This is a genomic window from Methylobacterium sp. Leaf123 (assembly GCF_001423405.1).
Taxonomy (GTDB): domain Bacteria; phylum Pseudomonadota; class Alphaproteobacteria; order Rhizobiales; family Beijerinckiaceae; genus Methylobacterium.
In genome coordinates this window covers 286,023-302,734 of sequence record NZ_LMNS01000036.1, presented here as the reverse complement: position 1 = coordinate 302,734, position 16,712 = coordinate 286,023, and the positions used below count along the sequence as shown (strand labels likewise).

General features: G+C 71.3%; 13 protein-coding genes and 1 tRNA gene. 7 read left to right on the top strand and 7 right to left on the bottom strand.

Annotated elements, in window-relative coordinates; genetic code table 11:
* Positions 1-66: 66 nt before the first annotated feature.
* On the top strand, positions 67-261 hold the full coding sequence (locus ASF53_RS18505) for a hypothetical protein (RefSeq protein WP_056201791.1): 195 nt from the start codon (positions 67-69) through the stop codon (positions 259-261).
* Here ASF53_RS18505 and ASF53_RS18500 read toward each other — a convergent pair.
* On the bottom strand, positions 250-1,293 hold the full coding sequence (locus ASF53_RS18500; protein WP_056201788.1) for an LLM class flavin-dependent oxidoreductase: 1,044 nt from the start codon (positions 1,291-1,293) through the stop codon (positions 250-252). The two genes, ASF53_RS18505 and ASF53_RS18500, sit on opposite strands and share 12 nt — an antisense overlap.
* Before the next feature lie 629 nt (positions 1,294-1,922).
* Here ASF53_RS18500 and ASF53_RS18495 point away from each other — a divergent pair.
* On the top strand, positions 1,923-2,147 hold the full coding sequence (locus tag ASF53_RS18495; RefSeq protein ID WP_056201785.1) for a hypothetical protein: 225 nt from the start codon (positions 1,923-1,925) through the stop codon (positions 2,145-2,147).
* 83 nt (positions 2,148-2,230) lie between these two features.
* Here ASF53_RS18495 and ASF53_RS18490 read toward each other — a convergent pair whose 3' ends face one another.
* Positions 2,231-3,400, bottom strand: coding sequence for a hypothetical protein (locus tag ASF53_RS18490; protein ID WP_056202061.1), 1,170 nt, complete (start codon positions 3,398-3,400; stop codon positions 2,231-2,233).
* Between the two features lie 450 nt (positions 3,401-3,850).
* On the opposite strand from ASF53_RS18490, the gene ASF53_RS18485 reads away from it, so the two are divergent.
* From ASF53_RS18485 to ASF53_RS18465, 5 genes are all read left to right on the top strand, one after another.
* A complete protein-coding gene (locus ASF53_RS18485; RefSeq protein WP_056202056.1) occupies positions 3,851-5,500 on the top strand; it encodes a glucan biosynthesis protein D in 1,650 nt (549 codons plus the stop codon).
* Between the two features lie 62 nt (positions 5,501-5,562).
* On the top strand, positions 5,563-7,725 hold the full coding sequence (gene mdoH, locus ASF53_RS18480; protein ID WP_056201780.1) for a glucans biosynthesis glucosyltransferase MdoH: 2,163 nt from the start codon (positions 5,563-5,565) through the stop codon (positions 7,723-7,725).
* Positions 7,726-7,839: 114 nt separating this feature from the next.
* Positions 7,840-7,929 (top strand) — tRNA-Ser (locus ASF53_RS18475).
* A gap of 295 nt (positions 7,930-8,224) precedes the next feature.
* Positions 8,225-8,407 carry a DUF3606 domain-containing protein gene (locus tag ASF53_RS18470; protein WP_055957170.1) on the top strand — a complete coding sequence of 61 codons (183 nt, stop codon included), beginning with the start codon at positions 8,225-8,227 and terminating at the stop codon, positions 8,405-8,407.
* A gap of 148 nt (positions 8,408-8,555) precedes the next feature.
* The gene (locus ASF53_RS18465; protein ID WP_056202053.1) at positions 8,556-8,771 is read left to right on the top strand and encodes a hypothetical protein; all 216 of its coding nucleotides are present in this window, start codon (positions 8,556-8,558) and stop codon (positions 8,769-8,771) included.
* Between the two features lie 896 nt (positions 8,772-9,667).
* Here ASF53_RS18465 and ASF53_RS18455 read toward each other — a convergent pair.
* From ASF53_RS18455 to ASF53_RS18435, 5 genes are all read right to left on the bottom strand, one after another.
* On the bottom strand, positions 9,668-9,889 hold the full coding sequence (locus ASF53_RS18455; protein ID WP_056202050.1) for a DUF6894 family protein: 222 nt from the start codon (positions 9,887-9,889) through the stop codon (positions 9,668-9,670).
* A 223-nt stretch (positions 9,890-10,112) separates the two neighbouring features.
* Positions 10,113-10,328: a hypothetical protein gene (locus ASF53_RS18450; protein WP_056201774.1), complete on the bottom strand. Its 216-nt coding sequence runs from the start codon at positions 10,326-10,328 to the stop codon at positions 10,113-10,115.
* A gap of 98 nt (positions 10,329-10,426) precedes the next feature.
* The gene (gene atzF / locus ASF53_RS18445; protein ID WP_056201771.1) at positions 10,427-12,244 is read right to left on the bottom strand and encodes an allophanate hydrolase; all 1,818 of its coding nucleotides are present in this window, start codon (positions 12,242-12,244) and stop codon (positions 10,427-10,429) included.
* A 296-nt stretch (positions 12,245-12,540) separates the two neighbouring features.
* The gene (gene uca / locus ASF53_RS18440; RefSeq protein WP_056201768.1) at positions 12,541-16,071 is read right to left on the bottom strand and encodes an urea carboxylase; all 3,531 of its coding nucleotides are present in this window, start codon (positions 16,069-16,071) and stop codon (positions 12,541-12,543) included.
* 4 nt (positions 16,072-16,075) lie between these two features.
* The gene (locus ASF53_RS18435; RefSeq protein WP_056201764.1) at positions 16,076-16,711 is read right to left on the bottom strand and encodes an urea amidolyase associated protein UAAP2; all 636 of its coding nucleotides are present in this window, start codon (positions 16,709-16,711) and stop codon (positions 16,076-16,078) included.
* Between the last annotated feature and the right edge of the window lies 1 nt (position 16,712).

The window sequence follows — 16,712 nt, the reverse complement described above, 5'->3', positions numbered from 1 at the left end:
CGTCAAGGAATCCCTGCCACGATCGATTGCATCCCCATCCGCCGAGTCTGGCCCCGGATACCGGCCATGATCAAGCTCACCGGCCTCGCGATCCTTCTGGGCCTCAGCGGCTTCGCCCTGGGCAGCGGGATCGCGCGGGTGACGGAGAAGGCCGGCGCCCCTGGGGCCGGGACGACGGCGCCGCCGCCGGCCCTGCGCCACATCTCGCAGCTTCCGCCGCCACCCGCCGCCGGGACGCCCGCCGCCCGTTCAGGCCGCTGAGCGCTCGGGCAGGGCCTGCGCCGCCAGCGCGCCATGCGCCTCGGCGAGGATCGCGTAGGAGGCGAGCCGCGCGTCGTGGTCGTAGATGGCCGAGGCCACCATCACCTCGTCGGCGCCGGTCTCGGCCACCAGCGCCTCCAGCCCGGCGCGGACGGTCTCGCGCGAGCCCACCAGCGCGCGGGCCAGCATCCGCGAGGCCTGCGCCTTCTCCGCCGGGCGCCAATACGCCTCGATGTCGTCGATCGGCGGAGGCAGCAGGCCGCGGGTGCCGCGTACCAGCCGGGTGAATTGCTGCTGCGCCGTGGTGAACAGGCGCCGCGCCTCCGCATCGGTCTCCGCCGCGACGACGTTGACGCCGACCATGGCGTAGGGCCTCTGCAACTGCTCGGAGGGCTGGAAGCGGGCGCGGTAGGCCGCGAGCGCCGGCAGCAGCGCATCGGGCGCGAAATGCGAGGCGAAGGCGTAGGGCAGGCCGAGCGTGCCGGCGAGCTCCGCCCCGAACAGGCTCGAGCCGAGGATCCACAGCGGCACCTTGAGGCCGGTGCCGGGCACCGCCTGCACCGATTGCCCCTCCCGCGCCGGGCCGAACAGGGCCTGCAATTCGAGCACGTCCTGGGGAAAGCGCTCCGCCGCCTCGTACGTGCGGCGCAGCGCGCGCAGCGTCATCCCGTCGGTGCCCGGCGCCCGGCCGAGCCCGAGATCGATCCGGCCCGGAAACAGCGATTCCAGCGTGCCGAACTGCTCGGCGATCACCAGCGGCGCGTGGTTGGGCAGCATGATGCCGCCCGCGCCGACCCGGATGCGATCCGTGCCCGCCGCGACGTGGCCGATCACCACCGCCGTGGCGGCGCTGGCGATACCGACCATGTTGTGATGCTCGGCGAGCCAGAAGCGGCGGTAGCCGAGCCCCTCCGCGTGCCGGGCGAGGCTGACGCTGTTGGCGAGCGCCTGCCGCGGCGTGGCGCCTTCCGGGATGAAGGCGAGATCGAGGACGGAAAGGGGCGGGAGGGAGAAGGGACGGGGAGAGGACATCGGCGGGTCGCGCACCTTCGCTTCGCGCCCCTGCGGGCGGCAAAAATCTGTTTCCCCTCGAAGCGGACAGATCGTGTGCAGGATGCCCCGGCGCAAGGAACAGGGCGCACGCAGCGGGCCCCGGTTGCGTCGCGCGGCGCCCGAGCCGAGGCCGCGCAAGGCAGCCGCGGCCCACGTCCGACGAGAGGGCGGACAAGTGAAAAAAAGGGGCTTGCGCGCCGTGCGCGAACCGTCCTAGCCTCTGGTCATCGGCGCTGCGGCGCCGGCCTGAGACAAGGAGGTTGGCCATGAAACATCACGGCATCACCGTCTCCCCCGCGCGCACCGCCGACGCGGATCAGGACACGCCACCCAACCAAGATCGGCAGGGATAGTGGCTCCCTAAACGCTGCGACAGGTCGAGTTCCCCCGCCGGTCCGAGGGCGAGGCGGCAGCTCCCATCGCGCGAGAGAGTGTGGCCCCTGCAAAAGCCCGTCGGCGAAAGCCGGCGGGTTTTTTCATATCGGAATGCAACGCCTGCCCAATTGCCCGGCAGGGGAGCGAAATTTCCACCACATCGCGTTGCAGTCACCGTCACGGCTCAAGGCTTGCACGAGTCGCTCCGAATCTTGCTCGGAGGCCGGTACCGGATGCCTCTCTTTCATTTCGAGCTGTGCCAGAACGGCCGAACGGTCGGCCGGACGGAGACGCGCGACTGCCCGGATTGCGGCATGGCCTTCCGCGCCGCCCGCGACATGATCCGCACGCTCCGAGAGGCCGACACCCTGCCCGACGGCGCCCGCGAGCACACCCTGCGGGTCAGCTACGTCGATCACTCGACGCTGTTCGACCTGCCGTTCAACCTGGGCATCTGAGCGGGTTTTTGCGCGATCCGCTCACCCTCTCGCGCGCGTGAGCGAAGCCATCCCGCCGCGCGACAACCGGCGAAGGGCTCGCGTCAGCCCTTCCAGTTCTTCAGCGCGGCGAACGGGCTGCCGGACAGGTCCGGGGGCGGGGGGTTGAGCACTGGCTCGACCTGGGCGACCGCATCCTCGCGGGAATGCGCGCTGCCCTGGGGCAGCTTGCCCCCGGCCGCGTCGCGGTGGCCGCCGCCGCGGAAGGCGCGGGCGCCGTCGAGCGCCGTGCCGTCGATGGAGCGGAACGAGAGCGTGCCCGCCCGCTGCACATTGACGACCCGCTTGGCCCGGCCCGCCTCCATCACCTGATCGGAAACCCGCTGGAAGGTGCCGGAATCGAGGCCGAAGGAGAGCAGCGTGCCGTCCGACAGGCGGTGGAACAGCGCGTCCGAGCGGGCAAGGGCGCGGGCGAGGCGCTGGCGCGCGGTCAGCGTCGGGTCGTCGCCGGTCTCCCCGGCGAGGAGGCCATCGACGAGGCGGGCGCGCAATTCGCCCGAGCGGCGCTCCAGCTCCGCCGGGGTGGCGCCGGCCCGCAGCAGGCCGGCCGCCGCCATCAGCAGATCGGAAACGAAGCGGTCGTGCCAGGGGTGGCTGGCCGGCACCAGGGTCGAGACGCTGTCCCAGAACATCTCGTCAAGGGCGAGGCCGCCGGCAAAGGTGGGTTCGCCCTTCTTCCACAGGTCGAGCGCTTCGACCGACTCGATCAGCGCCGCAAGATCAGCCGCGGCGGTCTCTTCGGGCACCTTCGCCTCGGGCGCGTAGAGGGCGCGCTGGTCATGGGCCATCCGCGTGGCGCAATGCGCCTCGTCGATGAGCACGAACACCTCTGGATCACCGAGATCCGCCCGCAGCAGCCCGGCGCGCTCGGGATCGGGCGCGACCTCCAGGTTCTGGCGCTTGAGCTGATCGATCGAGGAGGCGTGGTGGTCGAGCACCACGAGGCGGTGATGCGCGCCCTCCGCCCGGCTGCGGTTCATCGCGGCGAAGCGGCGCAGGAAGGCGATGGTCGGCTCCTCCAGCCCGAGATCGGTCATCAGCAGGGTCTCGGAGGCCGTCGCGCCGCGCAGGCGCTTCAGCTCGTCCTCCACCACCGGGCCGACATCGGAATAGCGGGCGACATGCACCACCCGCGACACCTCCGCGAAGGCGGCGGCCACGGTCGAGGCGCCGTAGCCGTCGAGGTCGTGGTGGGTGATCTGCGTGACAATCATCGGCAGAATCATCGTCTCAAGGCTGGACAGGAGGCTCGCGGGACGCGAGACGGCGGGCACCGCGGATGCGGCGTGCGAGATCCGAGCCTCATACGCCGGCCGGCCCCGGAAGGTCCACGGGCCTTCGCGTGCCTCACAAAAATCCCGATCACCCGTCTTCACCCCTCCGGGCACGGCGGCGCAGCGGGCGTTTCGTGAGAGACGCGTCGTCGGGTTCGGGCTCGGCGGCAAAGCTTTCGCGAAGTCCCGGGCCAAGCCGGCAACCTTAACGCCCGGTTCAGGCGTTGAGATCCTATCTGCGACCGTTCTTCACCCCGAGAACGCTCTGAGACGAACAGTGCCTCACCAAATGCCCGCTCACCGATCGTCGCCCCTCCGGGCCCGGCGGCGCGGGAATTGTGCGAGAGACACGAATACGCTGAGACGATGACCTTGAGAGCCGACGAGGGCATGACGCATCCGACCGACCTTTCGACCCGCGTTTCGACCCGCGATGCGCGTCCGGCGCCGATCGACCGCCGCCGCCTGCTCGGCGGGGTCGCAGCCGGCGCCGCCCTGGCCCTGCTGCCGGGCCGGGTGGAGGCGCAGGCCGCGCCGCCGGCCCTGCCCGCAGCGGGCTCGCCCTTCTCGGATGCCACCGTGCCCGACCTCGCCCGGGCGCTCGGAAACCGGCCCTTCGTGGCCCAGACCACGAACGACGTCCCCGACGCGCTCAAGAACCTGTCGCGGGAAGCCTACGAGGCGATCCGCATCCGGCCCGAGGCGCTGATCTGGGGCGGCGAGCCGCACGGTTTCGCGGTTGAGCCACTGCCGCGCGGCTTCTACTTCACCGATCGGATCGCCCTGTTCCTCGTCGAGGACGGCGTGGTCCGTCCCGTCGTCTACGACCGCGCGCATTACGACGCGGGCTCGGAGGCGGCCGCGGCGGCCCTGCCGGAAGCCGGGCGCGAGCCGGGCTTTTCCGGCCTGCGCATCCGCGCGCGCTTCGGCGAGCGGCACCAGGATTTCGCGGTGTTCCAGGGCGCCTGCTTCTACCGGCTGGTGGGGCAGGGCCAGGAATTCGGTGTCGATGGGCGCGCGCTGATGCTGCGCCCGGCCGACCCGCGCGGCGAGGAATTCCCCCGCTGGCGCGCCCTGTTCGTGGAGCGCCCGAAGACGCCCGACGGCCCGCTGGTGATCCACGCTCTGATCGATTCCGACTCCCTCGCCGCCGCCCTGCGCCTGGAACTGCGCCCCGGCGAGACCTCGACCGCGGCGATCACCGCCACCCTGGTCACCCGCAAGGCCGTCGATCACCTCGGGCTCGGCGGCATGCAGGCGCCCTTCCTGTTCGGCCCGCACGACCGGCGCGGCGCGGACGATGCCCGGGCCGCGGTCTACGCCGCGGGCGGGCTGCAGATCCGCAACGGCGGCGGGGAGGCGATCTGGCGCCCGGTGCGCAATCCGGAGACGCTCCAGATCTCGGGCTTCCTCGACAACCGCCCCCAGGGCTTCGGCCTGACGCAACGGGACCGGTCCTTCACGACCTTCGAGGATGACGGCCACCATTGGGAGCGCTGCCCCTCGCTCTGGGTCGAGCCGGGCGAGCCCGCCGAGGGAGGCGCCGAGGGCCTTTGGGGGGAGGGCGCCGTGACGCTCCTCGAGATCCCGAGCGATGCGGAGGTCAACGAGAACGTCATCGCCTATTGGCGGCCGAAGGCGGCCTTGCCCGCGGGCCAGGAGGTCCGTCTCACCTACCGGCAGAACTGGGGCCGCGAGCAAACCCCGGCCGGGCCGCAGGGCGGCCCGCTCGCGCGGGTCACGAGCACGCGCAGCGGCCGCGGCGCCGCCAATCCCCGGCGCCTGTTCCTCGTCGACTTCACCGGCGATCCCCTGTTCACCGCCGAGGGCGCCGTCGTGCCCCTCGAGACGGTGCTGATCGCCGGCCCCGGCCGGATCGTCGAGGGCGCGACCCGCTGGATCGCCCATCCGGAGACCCGCACCGTCCGCGTCGCCTTCGAGCTCGATCCGGGCAGCGACCGGGCCTGCGAGTTGCGTCTTGCCCTCAAGACGGAAGGGCGACAGATCACGGAAACGTGGCTGTACCGCTGGACGCCGTAATCCTTGCGGGCGCCGTGCCGACCCCTTTGCCGGCCCCTTGCCGACCCCTTGCCGGAGCAACGATGCCCGACCCCGCCGATAGCGCCTCGACCGTGATGGACCGCCCCGTGGCGCAGCGGGCCGAGGCGCGGACCGAGCCGGCCGCCATGCCGCCGCGCGCCCCGCTGGCGATGCCGGTGCAGGATCTGCGTACCCGGCCCGCGACGCGCCGCGACGGCGGCGGCGGGCCGCTGGCCGCGCGCTTGTTCGTGTTCGGCGGGGCTGCGGCGCTGACGGCCTACGGCGCATGGCAGATGTACGAGGTGATCTCGGTCTCCGGCGGCGCGACCTGGCTTCAGTACGTGCTGCTGGTGCTGTTCGTCCTGAACTTCTCGTGGATCGCGCTGGCATTCACCGGCGCGCTCCTTGGCTTCGCGACGCTGCTGCTGCGGGACAAGCCGGCGCCGCGTCCGGCGAGCCTTTCCAGCCGCACCGCCATCGTCATGCCGGTCTACAACGAGGGCAGCGCCCGGGTCTTCGGCGGCCTCCAGGCGATGCACGAGGAGGTCGAGGCCACCGGCCTCGGGCGCCATTTCGACTGGTTCGTGCTCTCCGATTCGACCCAGGCCGACGCCTGGGTCGCCGAGGAGCGCGCCTTCCTGGATCTGCGCGCCGAACTCGGCCCCGAGGCCCGGCTCTACTACCGCCACCGGGCCAAGAACCATCACCGCAAGGCCGGCAATATCGGCGATTTCGTCACCGGCTGGGGCGCTGCCTACGACCACATGCTGGTGCTCGACGCCGACAGCCTGCTCACCGGCGACTGCATCGTGCGGCTCGCCGCCGCGATGGAGGCCGACCCTCGCGCCGGCATCATCCAGAGCCTGCCGCTCATCATCAACCGCAACACCCTGTTCGCCCGGCTTCAGCAATTCGCCGCGCGCATCTACGGCCCCGTCATCGCCACCGGCCTCTCGGTCTGGTCGGGCCGCGACGGCAATTACTGGGGCCACAACGCCATCATCCGGATGGAGGCCTTCGCCGAGGCCGCGGGCCTGCCGGACCTCAAGGGCCGCCCGCCCTTCGGCGGCCACATCCTCAGCCACGACTTCGTCGAGGCGGCGCTGATCCGGCGCGCCGGCTGGGGCGTCACCATGCTGCCACGGCTGGAAGGCTCCTATGAGGAGAGCCCGCCCTCGCTGATCGATCTCTCCGTGCGCGACCGGCGCTGGGCGCAGGGCAACCTCCAGCACGCCCGCGTCATCGGCGCGGCGGGCCTCGCGCCCGCCTCGCGCCAGCATTTCGCCACGGGCATCGCCGGCTACGTCGCCTCGCCGCTCTGGCTCGCCCAGCTCGTGATCGGCATCATCATCGTGGTGCAGACGGCCTGGGTGCGCCCGGAATACTTCTCCGCCGAGTTCGGCCTCTATCCGGTCTGGCCGCGCTTCGACCCGGTGCGCGCGCTCCAGCTCTTCGCCCTAACCATGGGCATCCTGCTCGCCCCGAAATTCTTAGGCCTGATCCTGGCGCTTCTGGACGGCGAGACCCGGCGGGCCAGCGGGGGCGCGGGGCGGCTGACCCTGTCCTTCTTGATCGAGATCCTGCTCTCGGCGCTGATCGCGCCGATCGCGATGCTGGTCCAGTCGGGCTCGGTGTTCCAGATCCTGGCCGGGCGCGACACCGGCTGGAACCCGCAGCGACGCGACGACGGCTCGATTCCCCTTGCGGACATCGTGCGCCGCCACCGCTGGCATACCGGCCTCGGCCTCGTCACCGGCGTCGCGGCCTTCGCCATCGCCACCTCCCTGTTCCTGTGGATGTCGCCGACGATCCTCGGCCTCGTCCTGGCGATCCCGCTCTCCTGGGCGAGCGGGCAACTGGCGCTCGGCCTCGCCCTGAAGCACCGCGGCCTGCTGGTGACGCCGGAGGAGCAGGCCCAGCCGCCCATCGCCCGCCGCGCCGGCGAACTCGCCCGCCGCAACGAGACCCGGGCCTTCGACGACACCGACGCGCTCGCCGCGCTCCACGCCGATCCGAGCCTCGCCCACGCCCACGCCACGATGCTGCCCGAAGGCACGCCCCGGCCCCGCGGGACCATCGACGCCGACCACACGCTCGCCCGCGCCAAGATCGTGGAGGCGGAAACCCTGACCGAGGCGCAGACCTGGCTCACCCCGAAGGAGCGCTTCGCCCTCCTCCACGACCGCGCCCTCCTCGACCAGCTCACCCGCCTGCGCCCGGCCTGAGCCCGGCTCTGCGCCACCGCCCTGCGCAACCGCGCAGCCCCGATCCGCGCATCGAACATTGACGCTGATCCCCGCGGGGCCATAGACAAGCCTGTGCCGCCAAGGCGCGCACGGGGAAGGGTGGCCGAGTGGTTTAAGGCAGCGGTCTTGAAAACCGCCGTGGGGGCAACTCCACCGTGGGTTCGAATCCCACCCCTTCCGCCACAACTCCGCTCAGTGGCTGGTCCGGCGAGAAACGCGGACTTTCAGAGGTTTGGGCGGCACCTGTGCTATAGGTGATCCTCTCGAAGGGGCCTCAAAACTCACCTCGTTCCGTGCCCCAACGACACATGCTCGTTCCGTGCGTGGGTGCCTCCCGAGCTGCTTGAGGTGATCCCTGGCGGGCGCAGCGAATAGAAGTGAATCCCCGCGGGTATACCTCCGCACGCGCCTTGAGATACGGGCGGCCTTGCCCACCTCACCCAATCCGACGCCCTCCGACGACCTCACGGGATCATTCATGGCTGGCCTCAAGGACAAGCGCGGCTTCATCGACAAGGACCGTCTCGACCTCAGCGAGCGCAAAGCGGTCGAGTTCTGGATGAAGCGCTGGGGCGTCACGCAGGACCAACTCGCCGCCGCGCACCGAAAGGTGGGTCGCATGACAAAGGACATCGCGGCGGAGTTGGGCAAGAAGCGTTAAGCGACAAGCGAGCGAGGTTTCAGCCGGGGGCGCAGAGGCAATTCCGCAGGTGGCGCTTGAGATAAATCCTCCCCCTTGGGAACCTTGGCCGAGGACAATCACCTATCCACCCTGCCTGGGACGGCCCTAAGCTCCCAAGGAGATGGTGATGAAGAAGACTACGCTCGCGCTGGCAATCCTGCTGGGAGGCTTTGCCGCCGGCACCGCATCGGCAGCTCCGATTGCGCCCGCCGGCATCCAAGCCGAGAGCAGCGTCACGCAGGCTCGCATGTCCCACCACGAGCGGCGGATGATGCACCGGCACATGATGCGCAAGCGGATGATGCATCGCCACCATCACCGGTCGATGCGTCACCGGATGTAACCGGCGCATATGAGGGAGGGGAGGGCGCTCGAAATGCCCTCCCGCTCAGCAAGCCGCACACGACTGGGAAGCGCCACAGTCCGAGCCATCAGGCCGGCTCAAATCCTTGATCGACATGATGTTGATGAGCCGCTCGGAACGTTTCACCCCTTCCGGCGGATCGGAGAGCGCCCGACCGGAACGGTGAGACCATCCGGTCCCTCGCACGGCACCGCCTCGTGAAGGCTTGATGTTCCCCGGTCTCGACAAACACTTCGTGGCACGGCATGTGCGGGTGCAAGGTGTTTCGAACAGAGACCCAAGCTCTCAACATCAGGATCGGTATGTTGCGCAACCGTGGCCGGCGACCGTTCACCGTCGAAGCCAAGTCGAACGGCCAGACCCGCTTCGTCTCCATCCCCTCGAAGCTGCCACGGGAGGCGCAAAAGCGGGCGGGACACGCAGAAGCCGCGGCCCTGTGGCCCTCACTCGAGGCCGCCGCGTCCAGCCCTCGGACACCCTCTGACGAGGCTGCCCCCGAGCATCGCCGCATCCTGCCGAGTCTTCTCGTTGCGGAGGTTCCTGAGCCCGAAGCGGAACCCGTGATCGAGCCCGAGGTGCTTGCGCGCGTTCGCCGGGTTGCGCCGCCCAGCACCGCGCCCGACGGCGCCCCGCGTCGCCGGGGCCGACCGCGGAAGGTGCCGATTCCGAATGCCGTCGCGGTCGTCGAACCGGCGGTCCCGGAGCCTCCCCAGCCCGTGACGGAGACAGCCCCTCTCGTCGTCAGCCGGCGCCGCTCGGACCGGCCGGGGAGCGAGACGCTGCGCTTGGGCGAGCGGTGGAAGCGGCGCTTGCCGCGGGTATGCTGGTAGAGCGGCAGCGGCCAACGCCGCGACCGCGTTCCGCCTGAGGCTCGATCAGCCCGACACGAACGGCTTCACCAGCACGCGGCGGCCGTTGAGGTCGTGCACGCTGACATGCCACTGCGACCAATCCTCTTGGTCATCCAGGCTGCTCATCACCGCCTGCGCCACCTCGTCGGCCCGCCGGACGAGGCGCGCGGGAACCCGGATGTCCTTGCCCTGGGCGTCGAAGACGCATGCATAGCCGTTCGTCGCGTGAAAGCGGTAGCGTGCCATCTGCACCAAACCCCCTCGTTCCGACTCCGATAAGACGGCTGTTCGTCTTTCGTTCCCATATGGGGACAGACGGTGGAAAAGGGCAATGCGACCCACGGCCCCTCAGAGACTTACACCCAGTTTTGAACACGCCGCGCCCTGGGGATGAGACGGCCCCTTCGGCGCTCGATCACCGGCTTTGCGGGGCAGGCCGCGACACGGGTCGCCTGCCCCGCGGGGCGGCTCAGCCGGCGCCGTAGCCGCCCTTCGCATTGTCCGTCGAACGATCCGGCGATTGCCGATCGTAGCCGCCGGATTGGGGACCGGGTTTCTCGCCCTCGGCCGAGGCCGGGCCCGTCGGTCCGAGATCCGGCTCCGCTTCGGGCTTGCTGCGCTCACCGAGCGGGCGACCGGGCGGCTGTGTCCCGAGCGCCTCCCGCTCCGTCTTCGGGTCTGCCATCGTGAACCTCCTTGGCTTCCGTCAAGGAAAGGGTTCATCCCCCCGAGAGGTTTCGCCAAGGGGCTTCCGACCTGATGCGACGGGGCCCGCGCACGGCTCTACGTCGCGGGTCCGGAGGCGAGATAGGCGCGCCAGCCGCCGTGATCGCTGATGTCGCGCGCGCCCGTGAGCCCGGCCGCTTCCGCCAAGAATCCCTTGGGCGTCGTGCCGTCGGCCAGCGACAGTGTTCCGATCGCCAGCGGCGCGGGAATCCCCGCCACGAAACGGCCGAAGGCGTCTGGCGCCAGCGCCCAGACCTCGGCCTCGATCGCATGGCCCGAACCGGGTGCGACGCGGATCAGGCCGGGCCGGGCCGGCGGCCCGCCGGGAAGCGCGTGCAGGCGGTAATCCGGCGTCGTGGGGACGGCACGCAGGAAGCGGCCGCCGCGCCCCGTCAGCTCGCCGTTGAGCGGCAGGCCGGACAGGTGCGCGCCGACCACCGCGATCTCGATCTCGTCCCCTTGCGCGCGATCCCCGCGTGGGGCAGCCTCCGCCGGGATCGGCACGCCGCTCGCCCCGAGGGTGCCGCCGGCCGCCGCCTGGAGGCGGGCGCCGAGTTCGGCGAGGAGGCCGTCGGCCCCGCGCGGCGCGATCAGCGTGACGCCGGACGGGAAGCCGTCGGCCCGGACGCGGCTCGGCACCGCGAGGGCGCAGAGATCGAGCAGGTTGACGAAGTTGGTGTAGGTGCCGAGTTCGCTGTTGGGGCCGACCGGGTCGGCGGCGAGGTCGGCGACGCGGCGCGGACGCGGGTAGGTCGGCACCACGAGCACGTCGATGCCGCGCCAGACGGCTTCCGTCGCCCGGCGCAGTTCGGCGAGGCGGTAGAGGCCGGCGAAGGCATCCGCCGCCGAGTGGCCGGTGGCCGCGCCGATGATCGCCCGCGTGGTCGGATGCAGGGCCTCCGGGTGTGCCTCGATGAAGCCGCGGATCGCCTGATAGCGCTCGGCCACCCAGGGGCCGGCATAGAGAAGCTCCGCCACCGCGAAGAAGGGCGCGAGATCGACCGCCGTTGCCGCGCTGCCGATCACCGTATGCAGGTCGGCGAGTGCCCCGTCGAAGGCGTCCGCCGAGAGCGTGTCGCCGGCAAAGATCAGGCCCGCCGCATCCGGCACGCCGACGCGCAGGCCCGGCGGCAGGCTGCCGGGGCGGGGCGGAACAGGCAGCGCGCGCGAATACGGATCCTGCGGATCGTATCCGGCCATGATCCGGTAGACCGCATCGGCCTCCGTCACGGTGCCGGCGAAGACGGAGAGGGTGTCCAGCGTGCGGCAGGCCGGGACGACACCGCGGCCTGAGACGCTGCCGAGGGAGGGCTTGAGCCCGACGATGTTGTTGAGCCCAGCCGGGACCCGGCCCGAGCCCGCCGTGTCGGTGCCGAGCGCGAAGGTGACGAGGCCGCGCGCCACCGCGACCGCCGAGCCGGACGAGGAGCCCCCCGGCACGATGGCCGGATCGATGGCGTTCTTCGGCACCGGATAGGGTGTGCGCACGCCGACCAGCCCCGTGGCGAACTGATCGAGATTGGTCTTGCCGACGAGGAGCGCGCCGGCCGCGAGCAGGCGCTCGACCGCCGGGGCGGTCGCCTGCGGCGTATAGGCGAAGTCCGGGCAGGCGGCGGTAGTGGGCAGGCCCGCCACGTCGATGTTGTCCTTCACCGCGAAGGGCACGCCCCAGAGCGGTTTGCTCACGGGGTCGAACGGCCCAAGCCCGCGGGCGGCGGCCTGCATCTGCGCCTCCGGCACCCGCGCGAGGAAGATGCCGGGATCATCCGCCGCTGCGATCCGGCGATCGATCTCGGCCACCACCGCCTCGGGCGAGAGCCCCTCGGCATAGGCGGCGTGGAGCGTGCTGAGGCTCGGGAAGGCGGGAACCGGCATGGATCTCTCACGTCCGTGAAGGGGCGGCGTGCCGGCAGCACGCGGCCCGAAATTCAAAGGGGAATGGCTCCGGCGACCCGAGCCGGCCGGCCTCTATCGCGGCGTCTCCCGGCCCCGGTTGCTCTGCGGCAGCCGCCCGGCGGCCCGGGCCTGGAGGCCCAGCACGACGAGGCCGAGGATCGCGGTGAGGGCGCGGTGGATCTGCTGCATCATCGGCCGTCTCCGTGCCTTGCGAGGCGCACGCCGGGCGGGCTGCGCCATCCGGCCGGCCGGGCCTTGCAAGATCCGGCCCGGCCTCAGAGTTCGAGGATGGCGACAAGGTCGCCGCCGCGCAGGGTGCGGCCGGGCTGGGCCCGGATCTCGCGGACCCGGCCGCCGACGGGGGCGGTGACCGCCACCTCCATCTTCATCGATTCGAGGATCGCCACCGTCTGGCCGGCGGCCACGGTCTCGCCCGCGCCGACGAGAACCTTCCAGACATTGCCGGGCACGGTGGTCGGCACGCCCTCGCAGCCCGGCGGGATCTCGGCGGCCTCAGTGGACACCGCCTCGTCGGCGACGAAGCTGTCGAGCCCTTCCGCCTTCCAGCGCTCGCGCTCGGCGGCGAAGGCCGCCCTCTGGCGCGCGCCGGCGTGTTCGATCTCGGCGGCGTTGCCCGCGAGCATCGCCCGGTGCTCGGCATAGGAGAACGTGCCCGCCTCGATCCGGATCGGATAGGCTCCGTGCGGGAAGGCGGCGCGGGCCTCGGTCAGCTCGTCGTGGCTGACGGGGAAGAAGCGGATGCGGTCGAACGGCCGCAGCAGCCAGGGATGGCCGGGCACGAATTCGCGGGTGGTCCGCCACGTGTTCCAGACCTGGATCGTGCGCCCGAAGAGCTGGTACCCGCCCGGCCCCTCCATGCCGTAGATGCACATATAGGCGCCGCCGATCCCGACCGCGTTCTCCGGCGTCCAAGTGCGGGCCGGGTTGTACTTGGTGGTCACGAGGCGGTGGCGCGGATCGACCGGGGTGGCGACCGGGGCGCCGAGATAGACGTCGCCGAGCCCCATCACGAGGTAGCTCGCATCGAAGATGATGTTCCGCACCGCCGCCTCGTCGGGCAAACCGTTGATGCGGCGGATGAACTCGATGTTCGAGGGGCACCAGGGCGCGTTGGGGCGCACCAGCTCCTGATACTTGCGCATGGCGAGTTCCGCCTGCGGGTCGTTCCACGAGAGCGGCAGGTGGATAATGCGGCTCGGGACGCTCACCGCCTCCGCGGCCGGCAAACCGGCCTCGATCTCGCGCAAGCTGCCGAGCAGGCGGTGGCGCGGCAGCGCCGTGCCGTCGTAGTGGATCTGAAGCGAGCGGATGCCGGGCGTCAGGTCGGTCAGTCCGGGGAGCCGCGCGGCACGGACCGCCTCGGCGAGGAGGTGGACGCGCAGCCGCAAGCCGATGTCGAGGGCCATCGGGCCGTACTCGACGAGGAGGTTGTCGTCGCCCTGGCGGCGATAGGCGACGGGGACCGGGCCGGTCTCGTCGCGGGCGAGGATGGGCGAGCCGGCCTCTGCGTCCGCGCCACCGATCAGAGCTGGCGCGGCCATCGCGTCCTCCGGCCGGGCCAGGGGCCGGAAGCGCACCGTGTCGCCGGGCCGGAGCTGGCCCATCTTCCAGAGTTCGTCACGGGCGATCACCGCCGGGCAGACGAAGCCGCCGAGGCTCGGGCCGTCGGGGCCGAGCAGGATCGGCATGTCGCCGGTGAAGTCGATGGCGCCGACGGCATAGGCGTTGTCGTGGAGGTTCGAGGGGTGCAAGCCCGCCTCGCCGCCATCGGTCCGCGCCCAGCGCGGCGTCGGACCGATCAGGCGCACGCCCGTGCGGGCCGAGTTGAAGTGGACCTCGTAGGATTCCGCGAACAGGTCGGCGATGTCGGCCTCTTGGAAAAAGTCCGGCGCACCGTGCGGGCCGTAGACGACGCCGATCTCCCAATCCTGCGTCAGCGGCGCGGGCTCGGGCGGGGCGGCGGCGACCTCCGGCGCGTCGCCGAGATGGAGCACGTCGCCGGCCTTGAGGACGCCGGTGGCGTGACCGCCGAAGGCGCCGAGCGCGAAGGTCGCGCGCGAACCGAGCACCACGGGCGCCGCGAGGCCGCCGCGCAGGGCGAGATAGGCGCGCTGGCCCGGCCCCTCGATCGCGCCGATGGCGAGCGTCTGGCCCGCCCTCACCGGAAACGCCTGCCCGTGCGGGCGCGTCTCCCCGTCGAGGGTGAGACACATCGCGGCGCCCGCGAGCGCCACCACAGCCTCCGTGTGGAAGCGCAGCGTCGGGCCCGAAACCGTGAGTTCGAGGGCGCAGGTGTCCGGCCCGTTGCCGACGAGGGCGTTGGCCTGGGCGAAGGAGCGGGCGTCCATCGGCCCGCTCGGCGGCACGCCGACCTCCCACAGGCCGAGGCGGCCGGGCAGTTCCTGAAGGCTCGACTGGGCGCCCGGCAGCAGCACCTCGATGCTTTTGGGGGCGTAGGCGAGGTCGCGCAGGGCCGTGGTCGCGACCCGCCCGCTCGCCAGCAGGTCGGAGGCGGCGATGGTGCGCAGGTAATCGAGGTTGGTCTCGATGCCGGAGACGGCGGTGTCGGCCAGCGCCTGCCGGAGCGCGGCGAGCGCCGCCGGCCGGTCGGCGCCGGTGACGATGATCTTGGCGAGCATCGGGTCGTAGAACGGAGTGACCTCGGTGCCGGTGGCGATCCAGCCGTCGATGCGGGCGTGCTCGGGGAAACGCACCTCGGTCAGTAGGCCGGCGCTCGGCGAGAAATTCGCGTGCGGGATCTCGGCATAGAGCCGCGCCTCGATCGCCGCGCCCTTCGGCACGAGCGGCCCGGCCGCCGCGATCGGATCCTCGCCCGCGGCCTGGCGCACCATCCATTCCACGAGGTCGATGCCGAACACCGCCTCCGTCACCGGGTGCTCGACTTGGAGCCGCGTGTTCACTTCGAGGAAGGAGAAGTCCTCGCGGTCCGGATCGTAGATGAACTCGACCGTGCCGGCGGAGGCGTAGGCGACGCTCTCCCCCAACGCCACCGCCGCGGCGTGGAGTCGGGCGTGCACGGCGTCGGAGAGGCCGGGGGCCGGGGTCTCCTCGATCACCTTCTGGTTCCGGCGCTGGAGCGAGCAGTCGCGTTCGCCGAGCGCCACGACGCGGCCGCGCCCGTCGCCGAAGATCTGCACCTCGACATGGCGGGCCTGTGCCACGAAGCGTTCGAGATAGACGCGGGCATCACCGAAGCTGGCCCGCGCCGTGCGCTCGACCGCGGCGAAACGCTCGGCCAACTCTTGCGCCGAGTGGCAAAGCTGCATGCCGATGCCGCCGCCGCCCGCCGTGCTCTTGAGCATCACGGGATAGCCGATCGTCTCGGCCGCGCTCAGCGCCGTCTCGACATCTGGCAGCAGGTCAGTGCCCGGCAGGAGCGGCACGCCGCTGGCCTTGGCCAGCTCGCGGGCCGTGTGCTTGAGGCCGAAGGCGCGCAGATGCTCCGGGCGCGGCCCGATGAAGCGGATGCCCTCCGCCGCCAGCCGCTCGGCGAAGCCGACATTCTCCGACAGGAAGCCATAGCCGGGATGGACCGCCTCGGCGCCGGTCGCGCGACAGGCGGCGATGACGGCCTCGACGTCGAGATAGCTCTGCGCGGCCGGTGCGGGGCCGAGGCGCACGGCCTCGTCGGCGGCGAGCACGCCTGGGGTGAAGCGGTCGGCGTCCGAGTAGACGGCGACCGAGGCGATGCCCATGCGCCGCAAGGTGCGCACGACGCGGGCGGCGATCTCGCCGCGATTGGCGACCAGGACCTTGGCGAACATGCGCTCAGGCCTCGCCGCGGACGGTCACGCGGATCGGCGTGGGGTTGAAGCCGTTGCAGGGGTTGTTGATCTGCGGGCAGTTCGAGATCACGCAGATCACGTCCATCTCGGCCCGCAGCTCGACATAGTCGCCGGGCGAGGAGACGCCGTCGACGATGGCGAGCCCGCCATCCTGCTCGATTGGCACGTTCATGAAGAAGTTGATGTTCGGCACGATGTCGCGCTTCGACAGGCCGTACTTTGCGACTTCCAGGGCGAAATTCTCGCGGCAGGCGTGGAGATACTTGGTGGCGTGGCCAAAGCGGACGGTGTTGCTCTCGCAGGAGCAGGCCCCGGCGGAGGTGTCGTGGCGCCCGCAGGAATCCGCGGTGACGGTGAGCATCACCCGGCCCTCGTTCGACATCACCCGCGTGCCGGTGGTGACGTAGGCCGCCCCTTGCGCGCGCACCGTATCCTGGGACGAGTAGCGCTCGCCCGGGTCGTCGGCGCGGTAGAACAGGGTGTCGACAGCCTGGCAGCCCTGGCTGTCCTCGATCCGGATAGTCTGGCCGGCCCGCACGAGGGTGGAGAACGGCGCCTGGGCGGGCACGACCTGATCCAGAACGACTTGGTCGAAGAGCGTGATCACGGTGTCGGTCATG